Source organism: Nannocystis pusilla (genome assembly GCF_026626665.1).
GTDB classification, from domain to species: Bacteria; Myxococcota_A; Polyangia; order Nannocystales; family Nannocystaceae; genus Nannocystis; species Nannocystis pusilla.
Window position 1 is genome coordinate 2,011,751 of sequence record NZ_JAPNKE010000002.1, and the last position, 19,106, is coordinate 2,030,856.

Below are 19,106 nucleotides of genomic sequence, written 5' to 3' on the forward strand. Positions count from 1 at the left end.
AGTGTAGCGTGTGGTGCGGCGCCGGGCTGGGGGCCGGCGGGGACGTTCACGTCGGTCTCGCGGCGCGCGACGCGGGGCGACCCTCGAGCGCGGCCAGCCGTTCGCGCAGCCGCGACGCCGCGGGCGGCAAGCTGGCGCCGCGGCGCCACATGAGCCGGTACGTCACGTGGCCGAGCTCGGGCACCGGGCGGGCGACTGCGCCGCGCGGCAGGTCGCAGACGCCGTTGACGATGGCGACGCCGAGGCCGAGGCCCGCGAGGTGCAGCATCAACGGCCAGCCGTCGGCCTCGATCGGCGGCGCGGTGGCGCCCGGCAGGCCGGCCAGCGCGCGGCCGACGAAGGCGCGGTGCGACTGCCCCTGCGGCGCGAGGACGAGGCGTTCGCCCGCGAGGTCGGCCAGGCGCACGCGGCGGCGCCGGGCCAGGCGGTGGCTGGCCGCCATCGCCACGCACAGCGGCGTGCGCACGAGATCGCGGGCGACGAGCTCCTCGGGCACCAGATCGACGACAGCGACGGCGAGGTGGGCCGCGCCCTCGCGCACCGCCTCGGCGGCATCGGGGCCGCCGCGGGTGAGCGGGCACAGCGTCGCGTCGGGCTCCTCGCGGGTGAAGGCCCGCAAGCTCGGGCCGAGCAAGTAGAGGTACGCGCCTTCGCCGGCCGCCAGGACGACGCGCTCGCGGCGGGCCTCGCCGCGCAGCTCGGCGAGGAAGGTCTGTGTGCGCGCCAGCTCCTCGCGGGCGAAGGCCGCCACGCGCACGCCGGCCTCGGTGAGCCGCAGCTGCCGGCCCTCGCGCTCGTACAGCGACGCGCCCACCTCCTGGCCGAGGCGGGCGATCCGCTCGAACAGGGCCGGCTGCGACAGGCCGACGATCCTCGCCGCGTGGGTGAAGTTGAGGGCGTCGGCGAAGGCCACGAACGCGCGCAGCAGCTCGCCCTCGAGTATCGGCACGACCGATGACATATCGACGCATTCTAGTCGACGCCGATAGTTCGCGGGGCCACCCTTCGGGCATGCACGTCGCCGCTTCAGCCCCTCGCAGCTCGGCCGTCTGGTGGGCCGAGACCCGGACCGACCCCTCGCGCCTCCACGCCTGGTTGTTCGCGCAGTACCGCGGCGAGGTCACGGCCGCGCGGCGGATCCTCGACCTGCGCGACGCCCACGCCATGCCGGGCAGCCGCGCTCACCGTCTGCTCACGGTGATCGCCGGGCAAGAGCGCGACCACGCCGCGTGGGTGGGCGAATTGTTGCGGGCGCGCGGTCTGGCGCCGGCGCTCGTCGGCGCGCCCGAGGCCCGTTACTGGAAGCAGACGCTGCCCGGCGTCGCCGACCTCGAGACCGGCTGCGCCGTCGGGGCGCACGCGGAGGCGATGCGACTCGAGCGGATCGAGGTCATCGCCGGCGACGCGGCGGCGCCGCCGGACGTCCGCGAGGTGTTCGCCAGGATCTTGCCGCAAGAGCGCTTCCATGAGCGAGCCTTCCGCTCGCTGGCGACGCCTGCGAGCCTCGCGGCGACCGGCGCTGCTCACGAACTCGGACGCGCGGTGCTCGGCCTCGAGGCGTGATCCGAGCGCTGCGCAGCTCGCTCTCGCGGGTGTCTGTCCTCGAGGACATGTTCTTTGCGCTCGCGCTCGTCTCGCTCGATCGCCGTGGATCGGCCGACACGGACTGTCAGAAGGGCGATGGTCCGTCGAATCGTGTCCGTATGTATAGCGCTGAGTGGGTGCTTGTTGGCCTGCGGAGGGCCCGAGAGCACCTCTTCCGACACCACCGCCGCGGGGCCGCAGACGATGAGTACGTCGTCTCCCGCGACCAGCACCGCCGACTCCACCGGTTCGCCCGCGCCGACGACGGGCGAGGCGACCGAGGCCGGGACCGGCGGAGCGACCGAGAGTTCGCCGACCACCGGTCTCGCCACGACGACCACCGATGGTTCGACCGACGGGACGACGACGTCCGGGCCGAACCCGGCGGTCTGCGGCGACGGCGTCGTCGACGAGGGCGAGGCGTGCGACGACGGCAACCTGGTGCCCGACGACGCCTGCAATCACCTCTGCGAGCTGCCGACCTGCGGCGACGGGGTGGTCCAGGCTGGCGAGGAGTGCGACGCGGGCGCCGACAACGGTTCGGGCAAGGCGTGCCTCGGCACGTGCAAGAGCAACGTGTGCGGCGACGGCGACCAGGGCCCGGGCGAGGGCTGCGACGACGGCAACCTCGACGACGGGGACGCCTGCACAGCGCAGTGCGCCCTTGCGAGCTGCGGCGACGGCAGCGTGCAGGCCGGCGAGGCGTGCGACGACGGCAACGCCGTCGACACCGACGCGTGTACGAACGCGTGCACGACCCCGAGCTGCGGCGACGCGATCGTGTCGGAGGACGAGGCGTGCGACGAGGGCAACGCGAACTCCGACGCGGGCGCGTGCACGTCCGCGTGTCAGGCGGCGAGTTGCGGCGACGGGCTGATTCACGCCGGCGTGGAGCAGTGTGACGGGGGCGCGAGCAACGGGCCGAACCAGGCCTGCCTGGCGGGTTGCAAGAGCAACGTGTGCGGCGACGGCGACAAGGGCCCCGGCGAGGGGTGCGACGACGGGGCGAACAACGGCGACGACAAGGCGTGCCACGCCGACTGCGAGCTCGACGTGTGCGGCGACGGCCTCGACGGCCCGAACGAGACCTGCGACGACGGCAACACGATCGGCCTCGACGGCTGCAGCGCGAAGTGCCACGAGGAGCTCAAGTGCGGGACCAAGCTCTACAAGTGCGGCAACGGCCTCGATGACGACGGCGACGGCGCGATCGACCTCGCCGACCCGGAGTGCACGACGCCGTGCGACGACGACGAGAAGTCGTACCAGACCAGCCTGCCCGGGCAGAACCTCGACTGCAAGTCCGACTGCTACTGGGACGCGGACAGCGGCGTCGGCAACGACCAGTGCGAGTGGAACCTGAAGTGCGACATGCAGAACCCCGGGGCCGACATCGGCTGCGGCTTCGACCCGAACCTGAAGATGTGCACGCCGAAGGTGCCGACCCAGTGCCTCGACGTCTGCGTGCCGCTGATCCCGAACGGCTGCGACTGCTTCGGCTGCTGCCAGATCGGCGACCAGTTCGTCTACCTCAACTCGAACCCGCAGTGCAGCCTCGACAACCTCGACGCCTGCAACAGCTGCACGTTCTTCCCCCAGTGCGCCAACCAGTGCGAGCCGGCGATGTGCGAGGTGTGCTTCGGCCAGGACGTCGACGACCTGCCGCCCGAGTGCAACGGGATGCCGACCTGCGAGGCCGGCGTGACGGCGTGCGTCGACACGAGCGAGTGCCCCGAGGGCGAGTTCTGCCAGACGGGCTGCTGCGTGGTGGTCGTCCCGCAGTGAGGCGAGCGGCGAAGAACAGCGGTGCGCGGCGGGCCTGTCCGCCGCGCTCCGGTTGAGGAGGTCGGCACGGACGGGCGCGAGCGGACATGTCGTCGACGCGTTGGAACGCGGGCGAGCGGAGCGGTCCCAGGCGCGAGGACTCGATCATGATACGCGTACTCGTTCCCGTGTTTCTCGCGCTCGTCGTCGCCTGCGGCGGCTCCGGCGGCAAGGTCGACCAGGCGGTGGCGATCGCCAAGGAGCTCCGCGAAAAGCCCGATGAGGCGGAGAAGATCCTCGGCGCGCACCAGATGACCGCCGAACAGTGGGAGACGCTGATGTACGAGATCGCCGACGACCCCGCGATGGCGGAGCAGTTCGAGGCCGGCCTGCAAAAGAAGTAGCGACGAACCGAGGAGGTTTCCCGTGCGAACCATGATCTTTCATGTATTTGCGATCGGCCTCGCCGCCGCGCCGCTGGCGGCTCACGCGGCTCCGGCCGCCGGCGAGGCGAGCGAGCGCGCCGAGGACCGGCGCACCCCCAACGAGCGGATCCTCGGCGCGCTCACGCTGCCGCTCAAGGCCCAGGCGCTGCGCAAGTCGGGCGTCGGCGAGGGCGAGGTCAAGGCCGGGCTGAAGGCGGCCAAGGCGAAGAAGCTGGCGGCCGGCGACGCCGCCGAGCTGCTCGACGAGGCGGCCAAGGCGACCCGCGACCACGGCCCCGTCGAAAACTTCGGCGCGTTCGTGCAGGCCAAGCTCGACGCCGGCCTGCGCGGGCGCGACCTGGCGGCGGCGATCCGCGAGGAGCACGCGGCGCACGGCAAGGGCAAGGGCAAGTCCGAAGGCAAAGGCCCGCCGGAGGGCAAGGGGCCGGCCGAGGCGAAGATCGACGGGCCGCCGCACGGTGGGCCGGCCGAGGGCAAGGGCCGGGCGAGCGAGGCCCGGACGACAAGGGACCGGACGCGCGCGGGCCCGAGGGCAAGGGGCCCGACGACAAGGGCCCGCAGGGCAAGGAGGCCGCGGAGGGCCATGCGCCGGACGACAAGGGGCCGAACGCCGCGGGCGCGCCGGAGGGCAAGGGTCCGGGCGACAAGGAGCCGCCGGGCAAGGCCGCCGACGAGAAGGGCGCCGCGAACGCGAAGCACGGCAAGCCGAACGAGAAGGCCAAGCCGGAGACCGCGGGCAAGTAGAGCGACCGGCGCGGCCGCCGAGACGCCTGTCTCTCGGGACAGGAAACAGGGCGAGGAGGCCGAGCCGGAGTCCGCGGGCAAGTAGAGCGACCGGCGCGGCCCCCGAGACGCCTGTCTCTCGGGACAGGCGACCGAACGGGGCCAAGCCGGAGACCGCGGGCAAGTAGAGCGGCTCGCGCGGGCGTCGAGGCGCCTGTCCCCGGGGACATGCGCCCGGACGAGGACGTCGAGCCGACGGGAAGCAGGGCGACCGGCCGTCGAATGGGATGTCCCTGGGGGCATGTTCTTCCAGCCATGCCCGCGGAGACATGCCTTATCGGGCATGTCTTGAAGGACCTGTCGCTTCAAGCGCCGGGCGAGATCGGGCTGGTCAGAGCGCGTTCCTGGAGCGTGCGCGATCGCCTCAAGCGCCCGGCGAGTACCAGATCGGGCTGGTCCAGGCGCGCTCCTGGAGCGTGCGCGGCAGGTTCGGATCGTTGCACGCGGGCGGCCGGGCGTCCTCGGGGAGGCTGAGGCAATCGCGCCAGCTCCAGCGGCACACAGGGTCCTCGATCACGCGCACGTAGTAGAAGGCGGGGCGCGCGGGGTCGAAGTCGGGGTCGCGCCAGACGCCGCACAGGAGCGCCGCGCCGCGCTGGTCGGCCGCGCAGGTGGCCTCGTCGACGCTCGAGCCGTCGGGGCCGCCGGCGACGTCGACCACGGCGATCTGGCCCACGCCGGCTTCGTCCTGCCAGCCCTTGATCACCTGGATCCGCTCGAGCCGCGAGCCGGGGGCGCCGGCGCTGCCCGGGTCCATCTGCGCGCTGACGGCGATGGCCGGCCCCGAAGTACCTGTCCGATCGGGCAGGGTCGCGCCCATCGGCACGCCGCGCTCGGCCGCGGCGACGAAGTCACCGGCGCCGCACAGGTCGCCCGGCAGGTCCCAGCCGCCGAACACGCGCACCGCCATGCGCGGGCCGCTGGTGCCGTAGACCTCGCGGCGGCGGAGGGCGTCCCAGATCGCCTCGCGGCTGTTCTCCTCGGCCCACACGGCCACGAGGCCGCCGGGGCCGTTGCGCGCGCCGGCGGGGACGTTGCCGGTGAGGCGCGCCGTCGCGTCGATCTCGCGGGCGCCGAAGTGACCGGGGTAGGTCGCCTCCTCGACGTTGCCGGGCGTGCCGTTGTGCGTGTCGGTGCTGGCGATGACGCCGAGGCGGAACGGGTTGACGCCGAGGCGCTGCTCGGCGCCGAGGCCGGCCAGGAGGATCCCGCGCAAGAAATCGAGGCGGGAGACGCAGCCGCGGCCGACCATGCCCTGGCTGCCGGTGCCGTCGCCGCAGTCGTCGAACGGCAGCGCGCGCAGCTTTCGAACTCGCAAAACTCGTCGGGCGGGCCGAGGCCGGCGACCCCGGGCGAGCACTCGGAGTCGCCCTTGTGCTGGTAGATCTCGAGCAGCGGCTCGAGGTCGGCGCGGACCTCGGCGAGCTCGGCCTCGTCGGCGCCGGCCGGGAGCTCGGGCGTGAACAGGTTGCCGTTCGACCAGTTGCTGTTGTGCGGGATCGCCAGCACGTCGCAGCCGGCGACGCCGTCGCGGCACTCGCCCTGCAGGCGCCGCCACAGCTCGCCGGCGGTGGGCGCCTCGAAGTGCGTGACCGGCAGGGCGGGCACGCGGCTCGAGCGGAAGATGACGTTGCGGTGGAGGTTCGACAGCATGCGCGAGCCGGACCACTCGTAGGCGACGAAGCTGGTGAAGCGGCAGGCGGCGGTGCGGTCGTAGGCGGCCTCGGCGGCCTCCTGCACGCGCTGCCACACCGCGCCGGCCCGCGCGTCGCAGTCGAGCCCGTCCTTGCCGCACAGGTCGTCCCAGCGCTCGGCCTCGTCGCCGTCGAGGCCGAGGCCGAAGTTGACCAGCGCCGCGGTGCTGCCGGCGCGGAAGTCCTTGCAGCGGGCGCTGTCGTAGACGGCCGAGCCGGGGGTGGTGCAGCCCTCGACCTCGGCCAGGTACTCGGCGTGATCGGTGACCGCCGCGAAGTCGAGCGGGCGCGCGAGCCTGTGCCCCGCGACCTCCTCGCCGCGGGCGAACGCGTAGGCGCCGGCCGGGTCGGTGCGGACGTCGTTGATCCACGCGTCGAACGAGTACGAGGTGTGGACGTGGAGGTCGCCGAAGTAGAGGTTGCGCTGCGGGTTGCGGTCGCTGCACGCCTCGCGGCGGTCGACGAACGGCTCCGGCTCGGCGCGGCAGGCGAGCGGGCCGATCAGGCATGTCACGAGGGACATGCCCGAAACGACAGGATGCAGAGAACATGTGCGAAGGGGCAGGCGAATCATGCGGGGCTCCAGAAGGCGCCGCTCCGGACGGCGAAGGGGTCGCTGGGGCGTCATGCGGGGCTCCAGAAGGCGAGGACGCGCCCCAGGGTCCAGGCGACGGCGACGGCGCCGAGGGCGAGGGCCGGGAGGGCGCGCAGCGGGGCGCGGACGCGGGCGGGCAAGACCGCGAGGGCGGCGCGGGCGAGGGCGGCGAGGGCGAGGACGACGACGGCGGCGAGCAGCTGGCCGAGCTCGACGCCGGCGTTGAAGGCGAGCAGCGCCGGCACCGCGGCGCCGGGCGGGAGGCCGATCTCGGCGAGCGCACCGGCGAAGCCGAGGCCGTGGAGCAGGCCGCAGGCGCCGGCGAGGCGCCAGGCGGCGCCGGCCGAGGGCCGCTCGTCGCGGGCGAGGGCGCGGGCGAGGAGGATCAGCGAGACCGCGATGCAGGCCTCCACCGGCGGCTGCGGCAGCGCGAGCAGGCCGAGGGCCGCGAGCGCGAGGGTCAGGCTGTGGGCCGCGGTGAAGGCCGTGAGGGCGCCGGCGAGGCGCAGCGCCGGGCGCACGAGCAGGGTGAGGCCGGCGACGAACAGCAGGTGATCGGCGCCGCCGAGGATGTGCTCGACGCCGAGGGCGAGGTAGCCCGGGGGCGGGCCGCTGTCCGGGGTCAGCGGGACCGTGGTTTGGCCTGGCCGGAGGACCATGGTCGAAGGCCTGCTCCGTGGCGGCGCAGGCGGACGATCAGCTCGCCGCGCTCCAGGCCGGTGACGCGGAGCTCGCCGTGCAGGCCGCCCGGGCCGCAGTCGGCGCGCAGCCGGCCCGGGGCGGCCGGGAGCGCGCGACAGCCCGGCGGGAGCTCGACGACGAGCTCGCGGGCGTCCGGCTCGGGCGGGAGCTCGAGGCGACCCTCGACGCGGCCGTCGGCGCCCTCCTCGAGGACGAGCACCGCGGGGCGGAACTCGTGGGCGCGGGCGGTCGGGGCGGCGAAGAGGAGGACGGCGCAGGTCAATGCGGCCGCGGTGCCCAGGCGGGCGAGCGAGGTGACCGAAGGGACAGGCTCCGCGCCGCGCCGCAACGGCGGGGCCTCGGCGGGGCGCGAGTGAGGCGAGGCGCTCACAGGCCCTGCTCCGTGAGCGCGGCGGCGAGGTCGGCCGGCAGGGCGTCGAGGTCGGCGGGGTCGCTGCGGCGCAGGTCGTCGAGGGCGGCCTGGACGGCCTCGGCGCGGCGGCGCTCGGCCAGGTCGGCCGCCAGCCGCGGGCGCGCGGCGGCCAGGGGCAGCAGCTCGGCCGGGGCGCGGTCGTCGACGCGGACCGCGTGGGCCCCGAGCTGAGACTGAACGATCGACCATGTGCCTTCGGGCATGTCCGAAAGCGCAGCCGCGAATTCGGGCCCGAACATGCCGGCGTAGTCGCCGGCGGGGCGCAGGCCGAAGCGGCGGGCGTGCGGGCCGGGGTCGCCGAGCTCGGCAGGATCGGCCCCGCCCTCGAGGCGGCGCACGAGCTCGCGCGCGGCGGCCTCGGGGTCGGGGTGGCGCCCGCGCGCGGCGAGGACCTGGGTCAGGGCGAGCCGGGCCGGCGCGGAGTAGCGGGCCGGTTCGGCGTCGCGCAGGGCGAGCAAGGCGGCGTCGTCGCGGGCGTCGACGTCGGCGGTCGACTCGTAGGCGAGGCGCAGCTTCTGGATCAGCCGCCGACGCACGATGGGGTCGTCGCGGTCGAGGCCGAGGCGCACTGCCTCGCGGACCATGCGCTCGTCGTCGAGCGCGTCACGCAGGGCGGCTGCGAGCTCGCGGTCGTCAGGGGCGCGCCCGAGCCGCTCGGCGAGCCCGGCGCGGGCCCGGGCGACGCGCTCCGGATCGACGCGCATGGCCCGGTCGGGGTCGGGGCGCACGCGCGCGTGCAGGGCGAACAGGGCCAGCCCCACGAGGAGGAATTGGACGAGCGGTTCGCGGAGGAGGGCGCGCCAGGTCAATGCGCGGGATTGTCCCCCGCCGACGCCCCCGCGAGCAAGGGCCGGCATCGCGGACCTGGGCTTCGCCGGGAGGCGGCGCGTCCGGGGCCTCGACCCGGTACCATCGCCGGATGTCACTCGCAGGCTTGGCCAAGGACACGGTGGCGATCGTCGAACGCGGGAGGTACACCGGTCCTTCGGGACAGGTGGTGTCGATCGCACAGGCGGTCGCGGCGGCGCAGCAAGGGACGGTGCTGTACCGGCCCGGCGACTTCGACGACCTGCCGATCCCGGCCGGGACGGGGCAGGCGCCGAAGATCGAGGTGTGGGCCGACACGACCGGCGGCGCGGCCCGCAAGCTGGTCGAGCAGCAGGGCGTGGCCGAGGTCGCGGCGCTCAACTTCGCGTCGGCGCGCAACCCCGGCGGCGGGTTCCTCGGCGGGGCCAAGGCGCAGGAGGAGGACCTCGCCCGCTGCTCGGCGCTCTACCACTGCCTACTCGAGGCCCGCGAGTACTACGACGTCAACCGCGCCAACGAGTCGGTGCTCTACACCGATCACGTCATCTGGTCGCCGGGGGTGCCGTTCTTCCGCGACGAGCGGCTCGACCTGCTCGAGCGGCCGTTCCACGTCGGCATCGTGACCGCGCCGGCGCCCAACGCCGGCGAGCACCTGCGCCGCGCGCCGAACGGTCGCGCCGACGTCTCGGAGGCGCTGCGGCGCCGCGCCGAGCGGGTGCTGCGGGTGCTGGCGCGGCACGGGCAGCACACTCTGGTGCTCGGGGCGTGGGGCTGCGGGGTGTTCCGCAACGACCCGAAGGAAGTGGCGCAGGTGTTCGCCGACCTGCTGCGCTCGACCTACGCGAAGTCGTTCGCCCGGGTGGTCTTCGCCATCTACGACAAGAGCCGCGAGAGGTCCACGCTGCAGGCGTTCGAGCGCGTGTTCGGCTGAGCGCGGCTCGGGAGCCCGAGGGACGATCTGCGCGGGCGGGGCGAGATGTCGCGAATCCCCGGTGGACAGGCCCGCTGCCGCGTCGACGCGGCTCCGCCCGTGGCTGCGCGCCGACCGCCGTTCTGGTATCGCTGGCGTCGATGAAGAAGACTCCCCCCAAGTCGACCATCCCCCCGTTCGAAGAACTCACCGAGAAGCAGCTGCGCTCGCTCGGCCAGAAGCTCGACAAGCTCGGCGATCCCAACGGCTACAAGCACAACAACTTGTTGTGGAAGAGCACCGACCGGGCCGCGCCGCTGCTGTGGCACCTGGTCCGCCACGGCCTCGTGCTGCAGACCGTGAGCTCCGCCGGGATGTTCCGGATCCTCGGCGAGCACACCCACGACGTGCCGGCCGCCGACATCATCGCGGTGCTGCGCCGCCTGCCCCCCGACATGGGCGTGCTCGACAAGGGTCAGGCGCGCGACTGGGCCTCGTACACGCCGGGGGTGCTCACCTCCGTGAACGATCTGATCACTGCCGCGTACGTGGCCGATCCCGCGGCGGTGCAGGCAGTGCGCGACGAGCTGCCGGAGAACCTGCAGCTGGCGATCGACTTCGTCCGCGCCCGCGCGGGCGAGTCGATCCCGTCGGACTCGAGCGTGACGATCTTGCGGTACCTGGTGGCGCAGCACCTCGAGCGCGGGCTGGCGGGCAACTGGGACTGCCCGTGGATCGAGGGCGGCGAGCTGGTCGAGTGGCGGCTGCAGTCGACGAAGGACGTCGAGCAGCTGGCGGCGCGGTTCGGCTCGTCGTGGGCCGAGGAGGCGCTGGCGTGGATCCTGCCGCGGGTGAAGCGGTTCCGCGAGCATTCCGGCGAGATCAGCCGCAACGGCCTGGCCGGGCTGCGCCTGGCCACGCTGTCGGACGTGATCTACCTGTTCGGCGACGGCTACTGGAACCCGAGCTCGCTGTTCGAGGTGCTCGACGCGCGCACCGACTCGCCGGCGGCCCTGTTCGCCGCGGCGAACAAGCTGGCGGAGGAGGGCACCGCGCCGTTCAAGATCACGGTGCCGCAGATCCGGCCGGAGAAGCCGACGCAGGCGGCGAGCGACGACGACGAGGATGACGACGAGTACGGCGGCGACGGCGACGGCGACGACTACGACGAGTTCGACGAGTACGGCGGCGACGACGAGGGCGAGGGCGACGGCGAGGAGGATGACGCGATCCAGGACGCCGGCGGCGACGACGAGCGGGTGAAGAGCCTGGCGATGATCCTGACGGTCGTCGGCATCGAGCGCGCGCACGCGGCCGGCCAGGCGATCCCGGCGGAGCTGGACGCGCGCATCGACCTCGACCGCGTGTACGAGAGCGAGCCGGTCCTGATCGCGCGGCTGCGCGGGGCGATGAAGATCCTCGGTCCGGCGCGCACGCACGCGATCCTGCGCGCGACGCTGGCCAAGGAGTTCTGGTTCGGCAAGGTGGCCGCGTTCCTCGACGTGCACTTCGACCCCGCGCTGGTCGAGGAGGCGATCGGCCGCCTCGCCGCCAGCCAGTACGCCCCCGAGGCCGGGCTGCTCGGGTACGCCGCGCCGGCGCTCGTGCCGTACCTGGCGCGCGCCCAGCAGCAGGTCACCGCGCCCGACTTCAAGGCGAGGTTCGGCGAGGCGATCCTCTACATCCTGGCGCGGGCGTCGGCGGCTGGCGAGACCTGGGACCCGGCGCTCGACGAGCACGTGCAGCTCGATCAGATCCAGTTCAACTACGGCGGCAGCAAGGTCGATCCGGTGCTGGCGTTCCTCGACAAGCTGCCGCTCGCGCGGTGGGCCAAGATCGTCGCCGCCAACCGCGAGCGCTGCGCCGGCGAGCCGGACCGCCTGGTCAAGGTGCTGCGGCCCGATACGCCGCCTGAACTTTTGGACATGGTCTTCGGGGCAGTGATGGCGAAGCCGCAGGCGATCGGCCACGGCTCGCTGGGCAACCGGCTCGGCGCCCTCGGGCCCGAGATCGTCGCGCCGCTGCTGCGGGCGATCGGCGACGCGCCGGCCGAGAACACGTTCATGAAGGAGCTCGAGCGGGCGCTCGATCCGGCCGTGTTCGCGGCGGTCAAGGAGGGGCTCGGCAAGGCGGTCGAGACGCCGGAGCAGGAGCTGCGGCGGCTGGCGGCGAGCGTGCCGGGGGCGAAGATCCGGATCTACCGCCTGCGCCGCGGCGAGGCCGAGCCGGCGGCTGACTCGGTGGCGCGGATCGGCGGGACGCCGCGCGGCATCGTGACGCCGCCGGTCGACCGCAAGGAGCCGATGACGCACGTCCTCACCCTCGATCTGGCGCAGCTGCCCGAGCTCGCCGCGAAGCATCCGGGCGCGCGAGCGCTGTCGCTCTACTTGCCCGACCCCGACACCGGCGAGCGTCACCGCCACGGCGCGCTGGTGTGGACGACCGAGGAGGAGCTGGGCCGCGCACCCGGTTCGATCGAGGACGCGGCGGCGCTGCTCGTCGAGGCCTTCGACGTGCCCGAGCAGATCTTCGGCGGCGGCGAGCTCGAGGGCGCAGCCAAGCGCGTGCGCAGGATCGTCTACGGCTCGGCGGGCTTCGTCGGCGGCGGACCGCTGTGGTTGCAGGACGGCGACCCGGGCGTCGATCCGAGCTTCCTGTTCCAGTTCGACGAGAGCCTCGCTTACATCAACCTCGGCGACTCGGGGGTGATGTACGTGTTCGACGGAGACATCGACTGGCAGTGCCATTGAGGACGTAACCAAACGCCTCCGTCGCGGCGACGGAGGCGTTTGGTGACACTGCTGCGATGCGCAATGTGAGCAGGTGGGGATGGATTGTCGCGGCAGCGGCCGCGTGTGGTGATTCGGGCGCCGGGACGGAGGGGCTCCCGGACACGTCGACGACGACCTCGACGTCGACGACGACCATGACGACCGGGCCGACGACCGACGGGCCGACGACCGACGCGCCGACCACGTCGACGACCTCGACGTCGACGACCGATCCGGACACGACGAGCACGTCGACGACCGGGCCGGACACGACGACGACGTCGACGACCGATCCGGACACGACGACGACGACCGGGCCGGACACGACGACCTCGACGACGACCGGGCCCGACACGACCACGACGGACACGACCACCGGGACCGACACGAGCACGTCGACGACCGGTGACGGCGACGACGGCGACGGCGACGGCGTGCCGGACGCGAGCGACAACTGCGTCGACGACGTCAATCCGAACCAGGATGACGGCGACGAGGACGGGGTCGGCGACGCCTGCGACAACTGTGCGAGCGATCCGAACCCCGACCAGGGCGACGGCGACGGCGACGGGGTCGGCGACCTGTGCGACGAGGAGGCGATCGAGAACGGCGACGTGCTGTACGTGCCGGAGGGCGCGTCGATCGAGCTCGGCGGCGAGCACTGTTACGCGCAGTGGGTGAAGATCGACGGCACGGTCACGGTGCCGCAGTACGCCGGCGACCCGAACACCGGCACGCTGACGCTGAAGTCGCAGACGATCCTCGTCGGCGCGAGCGGCAAGATCGTGGCCGACAGCGCGGGCATGGCCGGCGGCAACCCGTCGGCGCAGCTCACGGTCGGCGGCTTCGGCGGCCAGGGCACCGGCAAGGGCTGCGGCGGCGGGCCGGGCAGCTCGGTCGGTCAGGCCGGCTCGGGCGCGGGCTACGGCGGGGTCGGCGGCGCGTCGGGCAACTCGTACGGCATGAACAACCCGTGCAACAGCTGCGACGAGGCGACCATCTCGCACTGCGGGGGAGCGGTGGGGGTCGTCGGCGGCACCGACATGGGCGAGGACGTGGCGATCGGCTTCGGCGGCGGCGCGGCCGGCAACTCGAGCGGCTGCAGCAACGCGGGCGGCCGCGGCGGTCGCGGCGGCGGCTCGGTGCTGCTGCTGGCGAACGACTGGGTGCAGGTCGACGGCTCGGTGAGCGCGCGCGGCGAGGAGCCGCCGGGCGACAACTCCGCGTGCGGCTACCGTGCGGGCGGCGGCGGCGGCTCGGGCGGGGGCATCGTCGTCGCCGCGGACTCGGTGCTCGGAGCCGGCACGATCGACGCGCGCGGCGGCAACGGCGGCCAGGGGCTCGGCGAGACGCCGGGCCAGACGTGGGCCTGGGGGGCGGCGGCGGCGGCGGCGGCCGGATCAAGGTGTTCTCGCCGGCCGACACGTTCAGCGGCATGCGCCGCGTCGAGGGCGGGGCCGGTGGGACCGTCCCGGCGACTGGCGCGAGCGTGGCCGGCCTCCCGGGCGCCAATGGCAAGACGGCGGCCGTGGCGACCATCCCGGCGAGCTACGACGACCTGACCTGCGAGTGAACCCGAGAGCATGTCCCCAGGGACATGCTCGTTCGGGAATGTGCGAAAGGGCATGTCCGCGAGGACATGCCCTTCGGCGCGTCGGCAGGGGCGGGGCCCCGCGGGGCTCACATCGGCAGGATGCTCTGCAGCTGGCCGCCCGTCATGTCGGAGTAGACGTAGTGGCTGCCGGGCACCTGGACCTGCTGCATGCCGGGGACGTTGTCGGGGTCGATCTTCCAGGCCCAGCCCTCCTGGTCGACCAGCCACACGAACTTCTCGGCGTCGATGCTGAGGCCGATCGCGGTCGAGCACGGGTTGGTGTTGTGGCTGGCGACCAGCGTCTTGGTCTGGCGGTCGATCTGCAGCAGCGCGCACGGGCCGTTGGAGGCGACCCACACGTGGTCCTTGTCGGCCGTGATGCCGCGGAAGCAGGCGTTGGTGCCGGGGACCGAGGTGTACTGCTCGGTGTCGGGGTCGAAGGTGCTGACCGGGCCGGAGCAGCCGGCGAACCACGGGTTGCCGTCGGCGTCGACGGTGAAGCCGTACGACTGGATGTTGAACGGCGCGGTCCAGCGCGTCACCGTGATCGGGTTCTGGTCGGTGTTGATGCGCAGGAACTCGCCGCGCAGGCCGCCGAACCACGGGCGGAACTCGGGGTCGAGCGCGCCGCCGTAGGGGGCGTAGCCCTGGCCGTTCCAGTTGGGGACCGGGATGGTCTCCTCGATGGTGCCGGTCTCGCCGTCGATGCGGACGAAGTGGGCGACGCCGCCGGGCGCGTTGTAGCCGAGCCACACCTTGGGCTGGACGTACTGGCAGAGGTTGTAGTCCCAGGTGCCGGGCGTCCAGGTGACGCCGCGCGGGCCGTTGGAGAAGCCGCCGGCGAACGGCCACTGGTGGTGCCAGAGCAGACACTCGTCGGCCATCCACGGGCGGACGTCGTTCTTGTTCTGCGAGGTGTCGATCACCCCGTTGCCGTTCTTGTCGACGCAGTCCTCGAGGTTGGCGGCGAACATCGACGAGTTGCCGGTCTCGCGGTTGTTGACGACGACGAAGCGGCCGTCGACGCTGACGGCGGTGCGCGAGGGGCTGTTGCCGCCGGGGCCGGTCTTGTAGCGGGCGACCTCGACGAGCGTCTGGGTGTTGACCTTGGCGACGTCGCTCAGGTCCTGGCTGGGGATCCAGATGAAGCTCTTCTCCACCGGGCCCATGCCCATGCCGTCGCCGGGCTCGCACACCGGGTTGCCGGTGGTGCCGGTGGTGGTGGTGCCCTCGGTGGTGGTGCCCTCGGTGGTCGTCGTCGAGGTCGTGCCGGTGGTCGTCGTCGTGACGCCCTGGGTGGTCGTCGTCGTGTCGGGCCCGGTCGAGGTCGGCGAGGTCGTGGTCGTCGGCGAGGTCGTGCTGGTCGTCGTGGTCTCGCCGTTGGACTCCGAGCCCGAAGCGGTGGTGGAGCTGGTCGGGTCGGTGCTGGTCGGCACCGTCGTCGCCGTGGTCCCCATCGTCGGGTCGAGCGTCGACCCCTGGGTCATCCCGGCCGTCTCGGTGCTGGTCGCCGTCCCCGAGTCACCGCACGCCGCGAGCCCCACCGCCAGGGGCGCCGCCAACCACCGCTTGCCAACGCTTGTCTTCTGCATGGTTCCCATCATGCAGAAAGCGCGGGGTAGTTCGGGTGGTTGTCCGCGTGGATTAACCTGTCAGCGGATGAGTGGATCCTCTCTGGTCGATTTCGCACAGAGCGATTGCGCGCCCGGGCCGGCGGGCCCGGACCTGGCGTCCGGGACATGTCCTCCGAGCCATGTAAAGCGCCTCAACCCTGCGGATTGACGACCAGGTCGAGGCCGGCGCCGGTCATGTCCGAGTAGGTGTAGGGCTGGTTGAGGCCCATGACCTGGAGGACGACCTGGTAGGTCTCGGGGTCGACCTTGTAGGCCCACCCGCCCTGGTCGACGACCCACACGTAGCCCTCGACGTCGATGCTGATCCCCACGGGCGTGACCGCGCCGGGCAGCGGGACGCTGGGGTTCAAGATCGTCTTGGTGGTGGTGTCGACGACGACGATCCCGGCGGGGAAGCCGTTGTGGGCGATGAACGCGCGGCCCAGCTTGTCGACCATGATCCCGCGCATGCAGCCGGGACCGGTGCCGACGACGGTCCAGATCTGCGAGGCCGGATCGAGGTGGTAGATGTTGCTGTCGCAGCCGGCGACCCATAGCTCGCCCTTGGCGTCGAGCGCCATGCCGTAATAGGAGGGGAAGCCGTTGTTGACGAAGACGGTGACTGCGAGCGTGTCGTGGGCGATCCGGATCGCGGGGCCCGACGACCAGCCGGTGACGAAGAAGTCGCCGTCCTTGTTGACGGCGCCGCCGTAGGGGCCCCAGGCGTTGCCGCTCCACGGGACGTCGACCATGTCGAGGGTCTGACCGGTGGCGCCGTCGAGCCGCTCGAAGGCGCCGAGGTTCTGGCCCTGCTTGTAATAGCCGAACCACAGCGGCGGGTCCTTGGCCGGGCACTTGTCGGGCTGGATCTCGCCGACCCACGCGAGCGGGCGCGGGCCCTCCTGATACGCGAGCGGGTTGGTCGGCGTGGGGTGGTGCCACAGGACGCACTCGTCCTGGCCCCACGCCTTGACGTCGAGCGGGCCGGTCGAGGTATCGGCGACGCCGTTGCCGTTGGTGTCGGGGCAGTCCTCGAGGCGCGCGGCGATCTTGGTGACGCCGCCGTTGCGGTTGGCGACCGCGGCGTCGCCGTAGAGGTTGACGGAGGTGCGGCTGGGGCCGTTGTTGGCGTCGCCGAGGCCGGAGGTGTCCGGACCGGTGACGTAGCGGCCGACCTCGACGCCGGTGAAGGTGTCGATCTTGCTGACGGTGCCCTCGACCGAGTTGGCGATCCATATGAAGCTGAACTCGGGCTTGCCGCCGCCGCCGCCGTTGCCGCTGCAGCCGCTGCTGCCCCCGTCAGGCTGGACGCCGAGGTCGAACTTGACCTGCTCGGTGGTGCTGCCGGTGCTGGTGGGCACGCCGGTGCTGGTGACCCCGACGGTGGTCGTGGTGGTGCCCGTCATGGTGGCGTCGCCGCTGGCGCTGCCGTCCGTCGTGTTCGGCTGCAGCGTGCCGCCGCCGGTGGTCGGCGGCGGGGCGGTGGTGACGGTGGTGGTCCCCATGGTCGCGCTCGCAGTGCCGGCTTTGTCGTCGCCGCAGCCGAGGAGCGCGAGGGACACGAGGGCGCCGAGGACGTGCGAACGAGACGGAAGAGACATGAAAATACCATCGGTGGTTCGGTAACGCGCCGCAAGCGCTGTCCCGGGGGTTTTCGCGCGCGGGTCGTGTGGATCCACGCGTGCCTCGAGGCGCTCGGCAGAGGTCATAACCCGGGTGGGCCGGTCTGCAAGCGCGAGGGTCGAGCCCGCTCGCGGATCGGGGAGACCGCGAGGCATCACCTGGCGAATGCGACATGTCCGATCGGACATTGCCAGCGCGCGCGGCGATGTCGCGCGCGCCGTGTGCCGCGGTTGCGCGGAGGGGCGCCCCGGCCTGCGGGCCGCCGTTCCAGGGCCGACGCGCGGGCCCGGCGGGAGGGTATGGTGCCGCCATGCGAACGACTTACGTCTTGTTGGCCGCCGCGCTGCTCCCCGCCTGCAACGGGAGCGCGGGCGATACGACCGCCGACGCGTCGGCGGGGCCCGGCATCACCGGCGTGACCGGGCAGGGGCTCACGAGCACGAGCACGGCCGCGAGCGAGAGCGAGAGCGGCGGGCCCGGGGCGAGGGCAGCGAGGGCGCCAGCGAAACCGCCAGCGAGACGCCGACGACAGCAGCCCCGCCGACGAGCACGAGCACCACCGGCGAGCCGTCGACGACGACGACGACCGAGGCGACGAGCACGAGCACGAGCACGAGCACCGCGACCACGGAGCAGACGAGCACGACCGGAGTGGTCGAGGAGAAGTGCCCGTGCCCGGACCTCGAGGTGCCGCTCGACGACGGGATCTTCGTGCTGTCGAAGACGGCGCAGCTGTGGAAGTACTTCCCGCAGACGCACGACTTCGAGCTGCTGGGGCCGGCCGACTGCGGCCTGGCGCCGTCGACGTTCTCGATGGGGGTCGACCGCGAGGGCTTCGCGTGGGTGCAGTACAGCGACATGAAGCTGCGCAAGATCGACGTCACCGACACGACGCAGTGCAGCGACCCCGGCTTTACGCCGCTGCAGAACGGGATCGAGAATTTCGGGATGGCGTTCGTGTCGAACAGCGCCGACGACAAGTGCGACCGGATCTACGGCAACCACTACAACGGCGTGGCGAACGGCGACATGGTCAGCGAGTTCTTCAGCGTCGACCCGGAGACGCTGGCGGTGGTGCCGCACGGGCTCAGCGACTACGGCCTGGCCGAAGTGACAGGCACCGGCGACGGCCGGGCGTTCCTGTTCGCCGGACCGGACCCGTCGGTGCTGGTCGAGGTCGACAAGGCGACGGGCGCGACGATCGAGGTGACGCCGCTGCCCGGCGTGAAGACCGGCGGCGGGTTCGCGTTCGCGTTCTTCGGCGGCGACTTCTACTTCTTCACCGACAAGGAGTCCGACAGCACCAGCGAGGTGACCCACCTCGACTACGACGACAGCGACGGCAACGGCGTGCAGGACCTGAAGGTCGTGGTCGAGGACGCGCCGCTGCGGATCGTCGGCGCCGGGGTGTCGACCTGCGCGCCGCTCATCCCGCAGTGAGCGCGGAGATGTCTTCGGGGACAGGTGCTTCGGAGCCGCGCGGCGGGCCGGGCGCGGCGCGGGGCGTGAAGTGTCCGTCAGGGCATGACCTTGCAGTCATGTCCCATGAGACATGCCGCGCGGCGAGGCCGCGGCGTGCGGCGGTGCGCAGGCCTCGCCGCGGCGGCGAGCCCGACAGTGGTCCGGGCGAGACCGCAGCGCGAGATCGGCGTCCGGTCCGGGGAGCAGCCGGCGACGTGCGGCGGGCGCACGGCGAGGGTCCGACGCTCGCGCGGGCCGACGCGAACGAGGGAAAGTGCCGGGGCCGAGAGCGGCGTCGCAGGGGTCGGCAGCACGCACGTGTCGCGGCCGAGGCGGGCCCCGGCGAC

The 19,106-nt window shown here is 72.9% G+C and carries 16 protein-coding genes and 1 pseudogene; 8 read left to right on the forward strand and 9 right to left on the reverse strand.

The features are described from left to right. Positions 1 to 46: 46 nt before the first annotated feature. On the reverse strand, positions 47 to 949 hold the full coding sequence (locus OV079_RS08880) for a LysR family transcriptional regulator (protein WP_267767434.1): 903 nt from the start codon (positions 947 to 949) through the stop codon (positions 47 to 49). A gap of 62 nt (positions 950 to 1,011) precedes the next feature. Between OV079_RS08880 and OV079_RS08885 the strand changes: the two genes are divergently transcribed. From OV079_RS08885 to OV079_RS08900, 4 genes are all read left to right on the forward strand, one after another. Beyond that, complete coding sequence (locus OV079_RS08885) at positions 1,012 to 1,563, forward strand: ferritin family protein (protein WP_267767436.1); 552 nt, start codon at positions 1,012 to 1,014, stop codon at positions 1,561 to 1,563. 162 nt (positions 1,564 to 1,725) lie between these two features. Next, a complete protein-coding gene (locus tag OV079_RS08890; RefSeq protein ID WP_267767438.1) occupies positions 1,726 to 3,369 on the forward strand; it encodes a DUF4215 domain-containing protein in 1,644 nt (547 codons plus the stop codon). Positions 3,370 to 3,536: 167 nt separating this feature from the next. Continuing rightward, positions 3,537 to 3,752, forward strand: a complete 216-nt coding sequence (locus OV079_RS08895; RefSeq protein ID WP_267767439.1) for a hypothetical protein — start codon at positions 3,537 to 3,539, stop codon at positions 3,750 to 3,752. 22 nt (positions 3,753 to 3,774) lie between these two features. After that, positions 3,775 to 4,623 carry a hypothetical protein gene (locus OV079_RS08900; RefSeq protein ID WP_267767441.1) on the forward strand — a complete coding sequence of 283 codons (849 nt, stop codon included), beginning with the start codon at positions 3,775 to 3,777 and terminating at the stop codon, positions 4,621 to 4,623. 318 nt (positions 4,624 to 4,941) lie between these two features. Here OV079_RS08900 and OV079_RS08905 read toward each other — a convergent pair whose 3' ends face one another. The 5 genes and pseudogenes from OV079_RS08905 to OV079_RS08925 form a co-directional block, all read right to left on the reverse strand. After that, positions 4,942 to 5,829 carry a DUF3604 domain-containing protein gene (locus tag OV079_RS08905; RefSeq protein WP_267778487.1) on the reverse strand — a complete coding sequence of 296 codons (888 nt, stop codon included), beginning with the start codon at positions 5,827 to 5,829 and terminating at the stop codon, positions 4,942 to 4,944. A gap of 41 nt (positions 5,830 to 5,870) precedes the next feature. Further along, positions 5,871 to 6,899 (reverse strand): annotated as a pseudogene (locus tag OV079_RS08910) (DUF3604 domain-containing protein); the annotation flags it as partial. After that, positions 6,896 to 7,525, reverse strand: coding sequence for a HupE/UreJ family protein (locus OV079_RS08915; protein WP_267767443.1), 630 nt, complete (start codon positions 7,523 to 7,525; stop codon positions 6,896 to 6,898). The gene OV079_RS08915 and the pseudogene OV079_RS08910, both read right to left, overlap by 4 nt. After that, positions 7,489 to 7,938 carry a hypothetical protein gene (locus OV079_RS08920; RefSeq protein ID WP_267767445.1) on the reverse strand — a complete coding sequence of 150 codons (450 nt, stop codon included), beginning with the start codon at positions 7,936 to 7,938 and terminating at the stop codon, positions 7,489 to 7,491. The genes OV079_RS08915 and OV079_RS08920 overlap by 37 nt, the downstream gene beginning before the upstream one ends. Beyond that, positions 7,935 to 8,789, reverse strand: a complete 855-nt coding sequence (locus tag OV079_RS08925; protein WP_267767446.1) for a peptidylprolyl isomerase — start codon at positions 8,787 to 8,789, stop codon at positions 7,935 to 7,937. The genes OV079_RS08920 and OV079_RS08925 overlap by 4 nt, the downstream gene beginning before the upstream one ends. A 110-nt stretch (positions 8,790 to 8,899) precedes the next feature. Here OV079_RS08925 and OV079_RS08930 point away from each other — a divergent pair, with 110 nt between their 5' ends. The 3 genes from OV079_RS08930 (at position 8,900) to OV079_RS08940 (ending at position 14,030) form a co-directional block, all read left to right on the forward strand. After that, positions 8,900 to 9,718, forward strand: a complete 819-nt coding sequence (locus OV079_RS08930) for a TIGR02452 family protein (RefSeq protein WP_267767447.1) — start codon at positions 8,900 to 8,902, stop codon at positions 9,716 to 9,718. 140 nt (positions 9,719 to 9,858) lie between these two features. Next, positions 9,859 to 12,447, forward strand: coding sequence for a hypothetical protein (locus tag OV079_RS08935; RefSeq protein WP_267767448.1), 2,589 nt, complete (start codon positions 9,859 to 9,861; stop codon positions 12,445 to 12,447). A 176-nt stretch (positions 12,448 to 12,623) separates the two neighbouring features. Further along, entirely contained in the window at positions 12,624 to 14,030 is a 1,407-nt protein-coding gene (locus OV079_RS08940; RefSeq protein WP_267767451.1) for a hypothetical protein, read from the forward strand. Positions 14,031 to 14,148: 118 nt separating this feature from the next. Here the strand turns inward: OV079_RS08940 and OV079_RS08945 are convergent, their stop codons facing one another. The 3 genes from OV079_RS08945 to OV079_RS08955 all read right to left on the reverse strand — a co-directional run bounded on the left by OV079_RS08945 (position 14,149) and on the right by OV079_RS08955 (position 17,942). After that, positions 14,149 to 15,654: an NHL repeat-containing protein gene (locus tag OV079_RS08945; protein WP_267767454.1), complete on the reverse strand. Its 1,506-nt coding sequence runs from the start codon at positions 15,652 to 15,654 to the stop codon at positions 14,149 to 14,151. 173 nt (positions 15,655 to 15,827) lie between these two features. Continuing rightward, positions 15,828 to 17,276, reverse strand: a complete 1,449-nt coding sequence (locus tag OV079_RS08950) for a Vgb family protein (protein ID WP_267767456.1) — start codon at positions 17,274 to 17,276, stop codon at positions 15,828 to 15,830. Positions 17,277 to 17,729: 453 nt separating this feature from the next. Continuing rightward, complete coding sequence (locus OV079_RS08955; RefSeq protein ID WP_267767459.1) at positions 17,730 to 17,942, reverse strand: hypothetical protein; 213 nt, start codon at positions 17,940 to 17,942, stop codon at positions 17,730 to 17,732. Positions 17,943 to 17,949: 7 nt separating this feature from the next. Here OV079_RS08955 and OV079_RS08960 point away from each other — a divergent pair, with 7 nt between their 5' ends. After that, positions 17,950 to 18,738, forward strand: coding sequence for a hypothetical protein (locus tag OV079_RS08960; RefSeq protein ID WP_267767461.1), 789 nt, complete (start codon positions 17,950 to 17,952; stop codon positions 18,736 to 18,738). Positions 18,739 to 19,106 lie beyond the last annotated feature (368 nt).

Excerpts from the sequence above, each read along its gene's own strand:
- OV079_RS08940 (WP_267767451.1), top strand. The coding sequence starts at position 12,624 with ATGACGACCGGGCCGACGACCGACGGGCCGACGACCGACGCGCCGACC.
- OV079_RS08885 (WP_267767436.1), top strand. The coding sequence starts at position 1,012 with ATGCACGTCGCCGCTTCAGCCCCTCGCAGCTCGGCCGTCTGGTGGGCC.
- OV079_RS08930 (WP_267767447.1), top strand. The coding sequence starts at position 8,900 with ATGTCACTCGCAGGCTTGGCCAAGGACACGGTGGCGATCGTCGAACGC.
- OV079_RS08945 (WP_267767454.1), bottom strand. The coding sequence starts at position 15,654 with ATGCAGAAGACAAGCGTTGGCAAGCGGTGGTTGGCGGCGCCCCTGGCG.
- OV079_RS08935 (WP_267767448.1), top strand. The coding sequence starts at position 9,859 with ATGAAGAAGACTCCCCCCAAGTCGACCATCCCCCCGTTCGAAGAACTC.
- OV079_RS08915 (WP_267767443.1), bottom strand. The coding sequence starts at position 7,525 with ATGGTCCTCCGGCCAGGCCAAACCACGGTCCCGCTGACCCCGGACAGC.
- OV079_RS08950 (WP_267767456.1), bottom strand. The coding sequence starts at position 17,276 with ATGTCTCTTCCGTCTCGTTCGCACGTCCTCGGCGCCCTCGTGTCCCTC.
- OV079_RS08905 (WP_267778487.1), bottom strand. The coding sequence starts at position 5,829 with ATGGTCGGCCGCGGCTGCGTCTCCCGCCTCGATTTCTTGCGCGGGATC.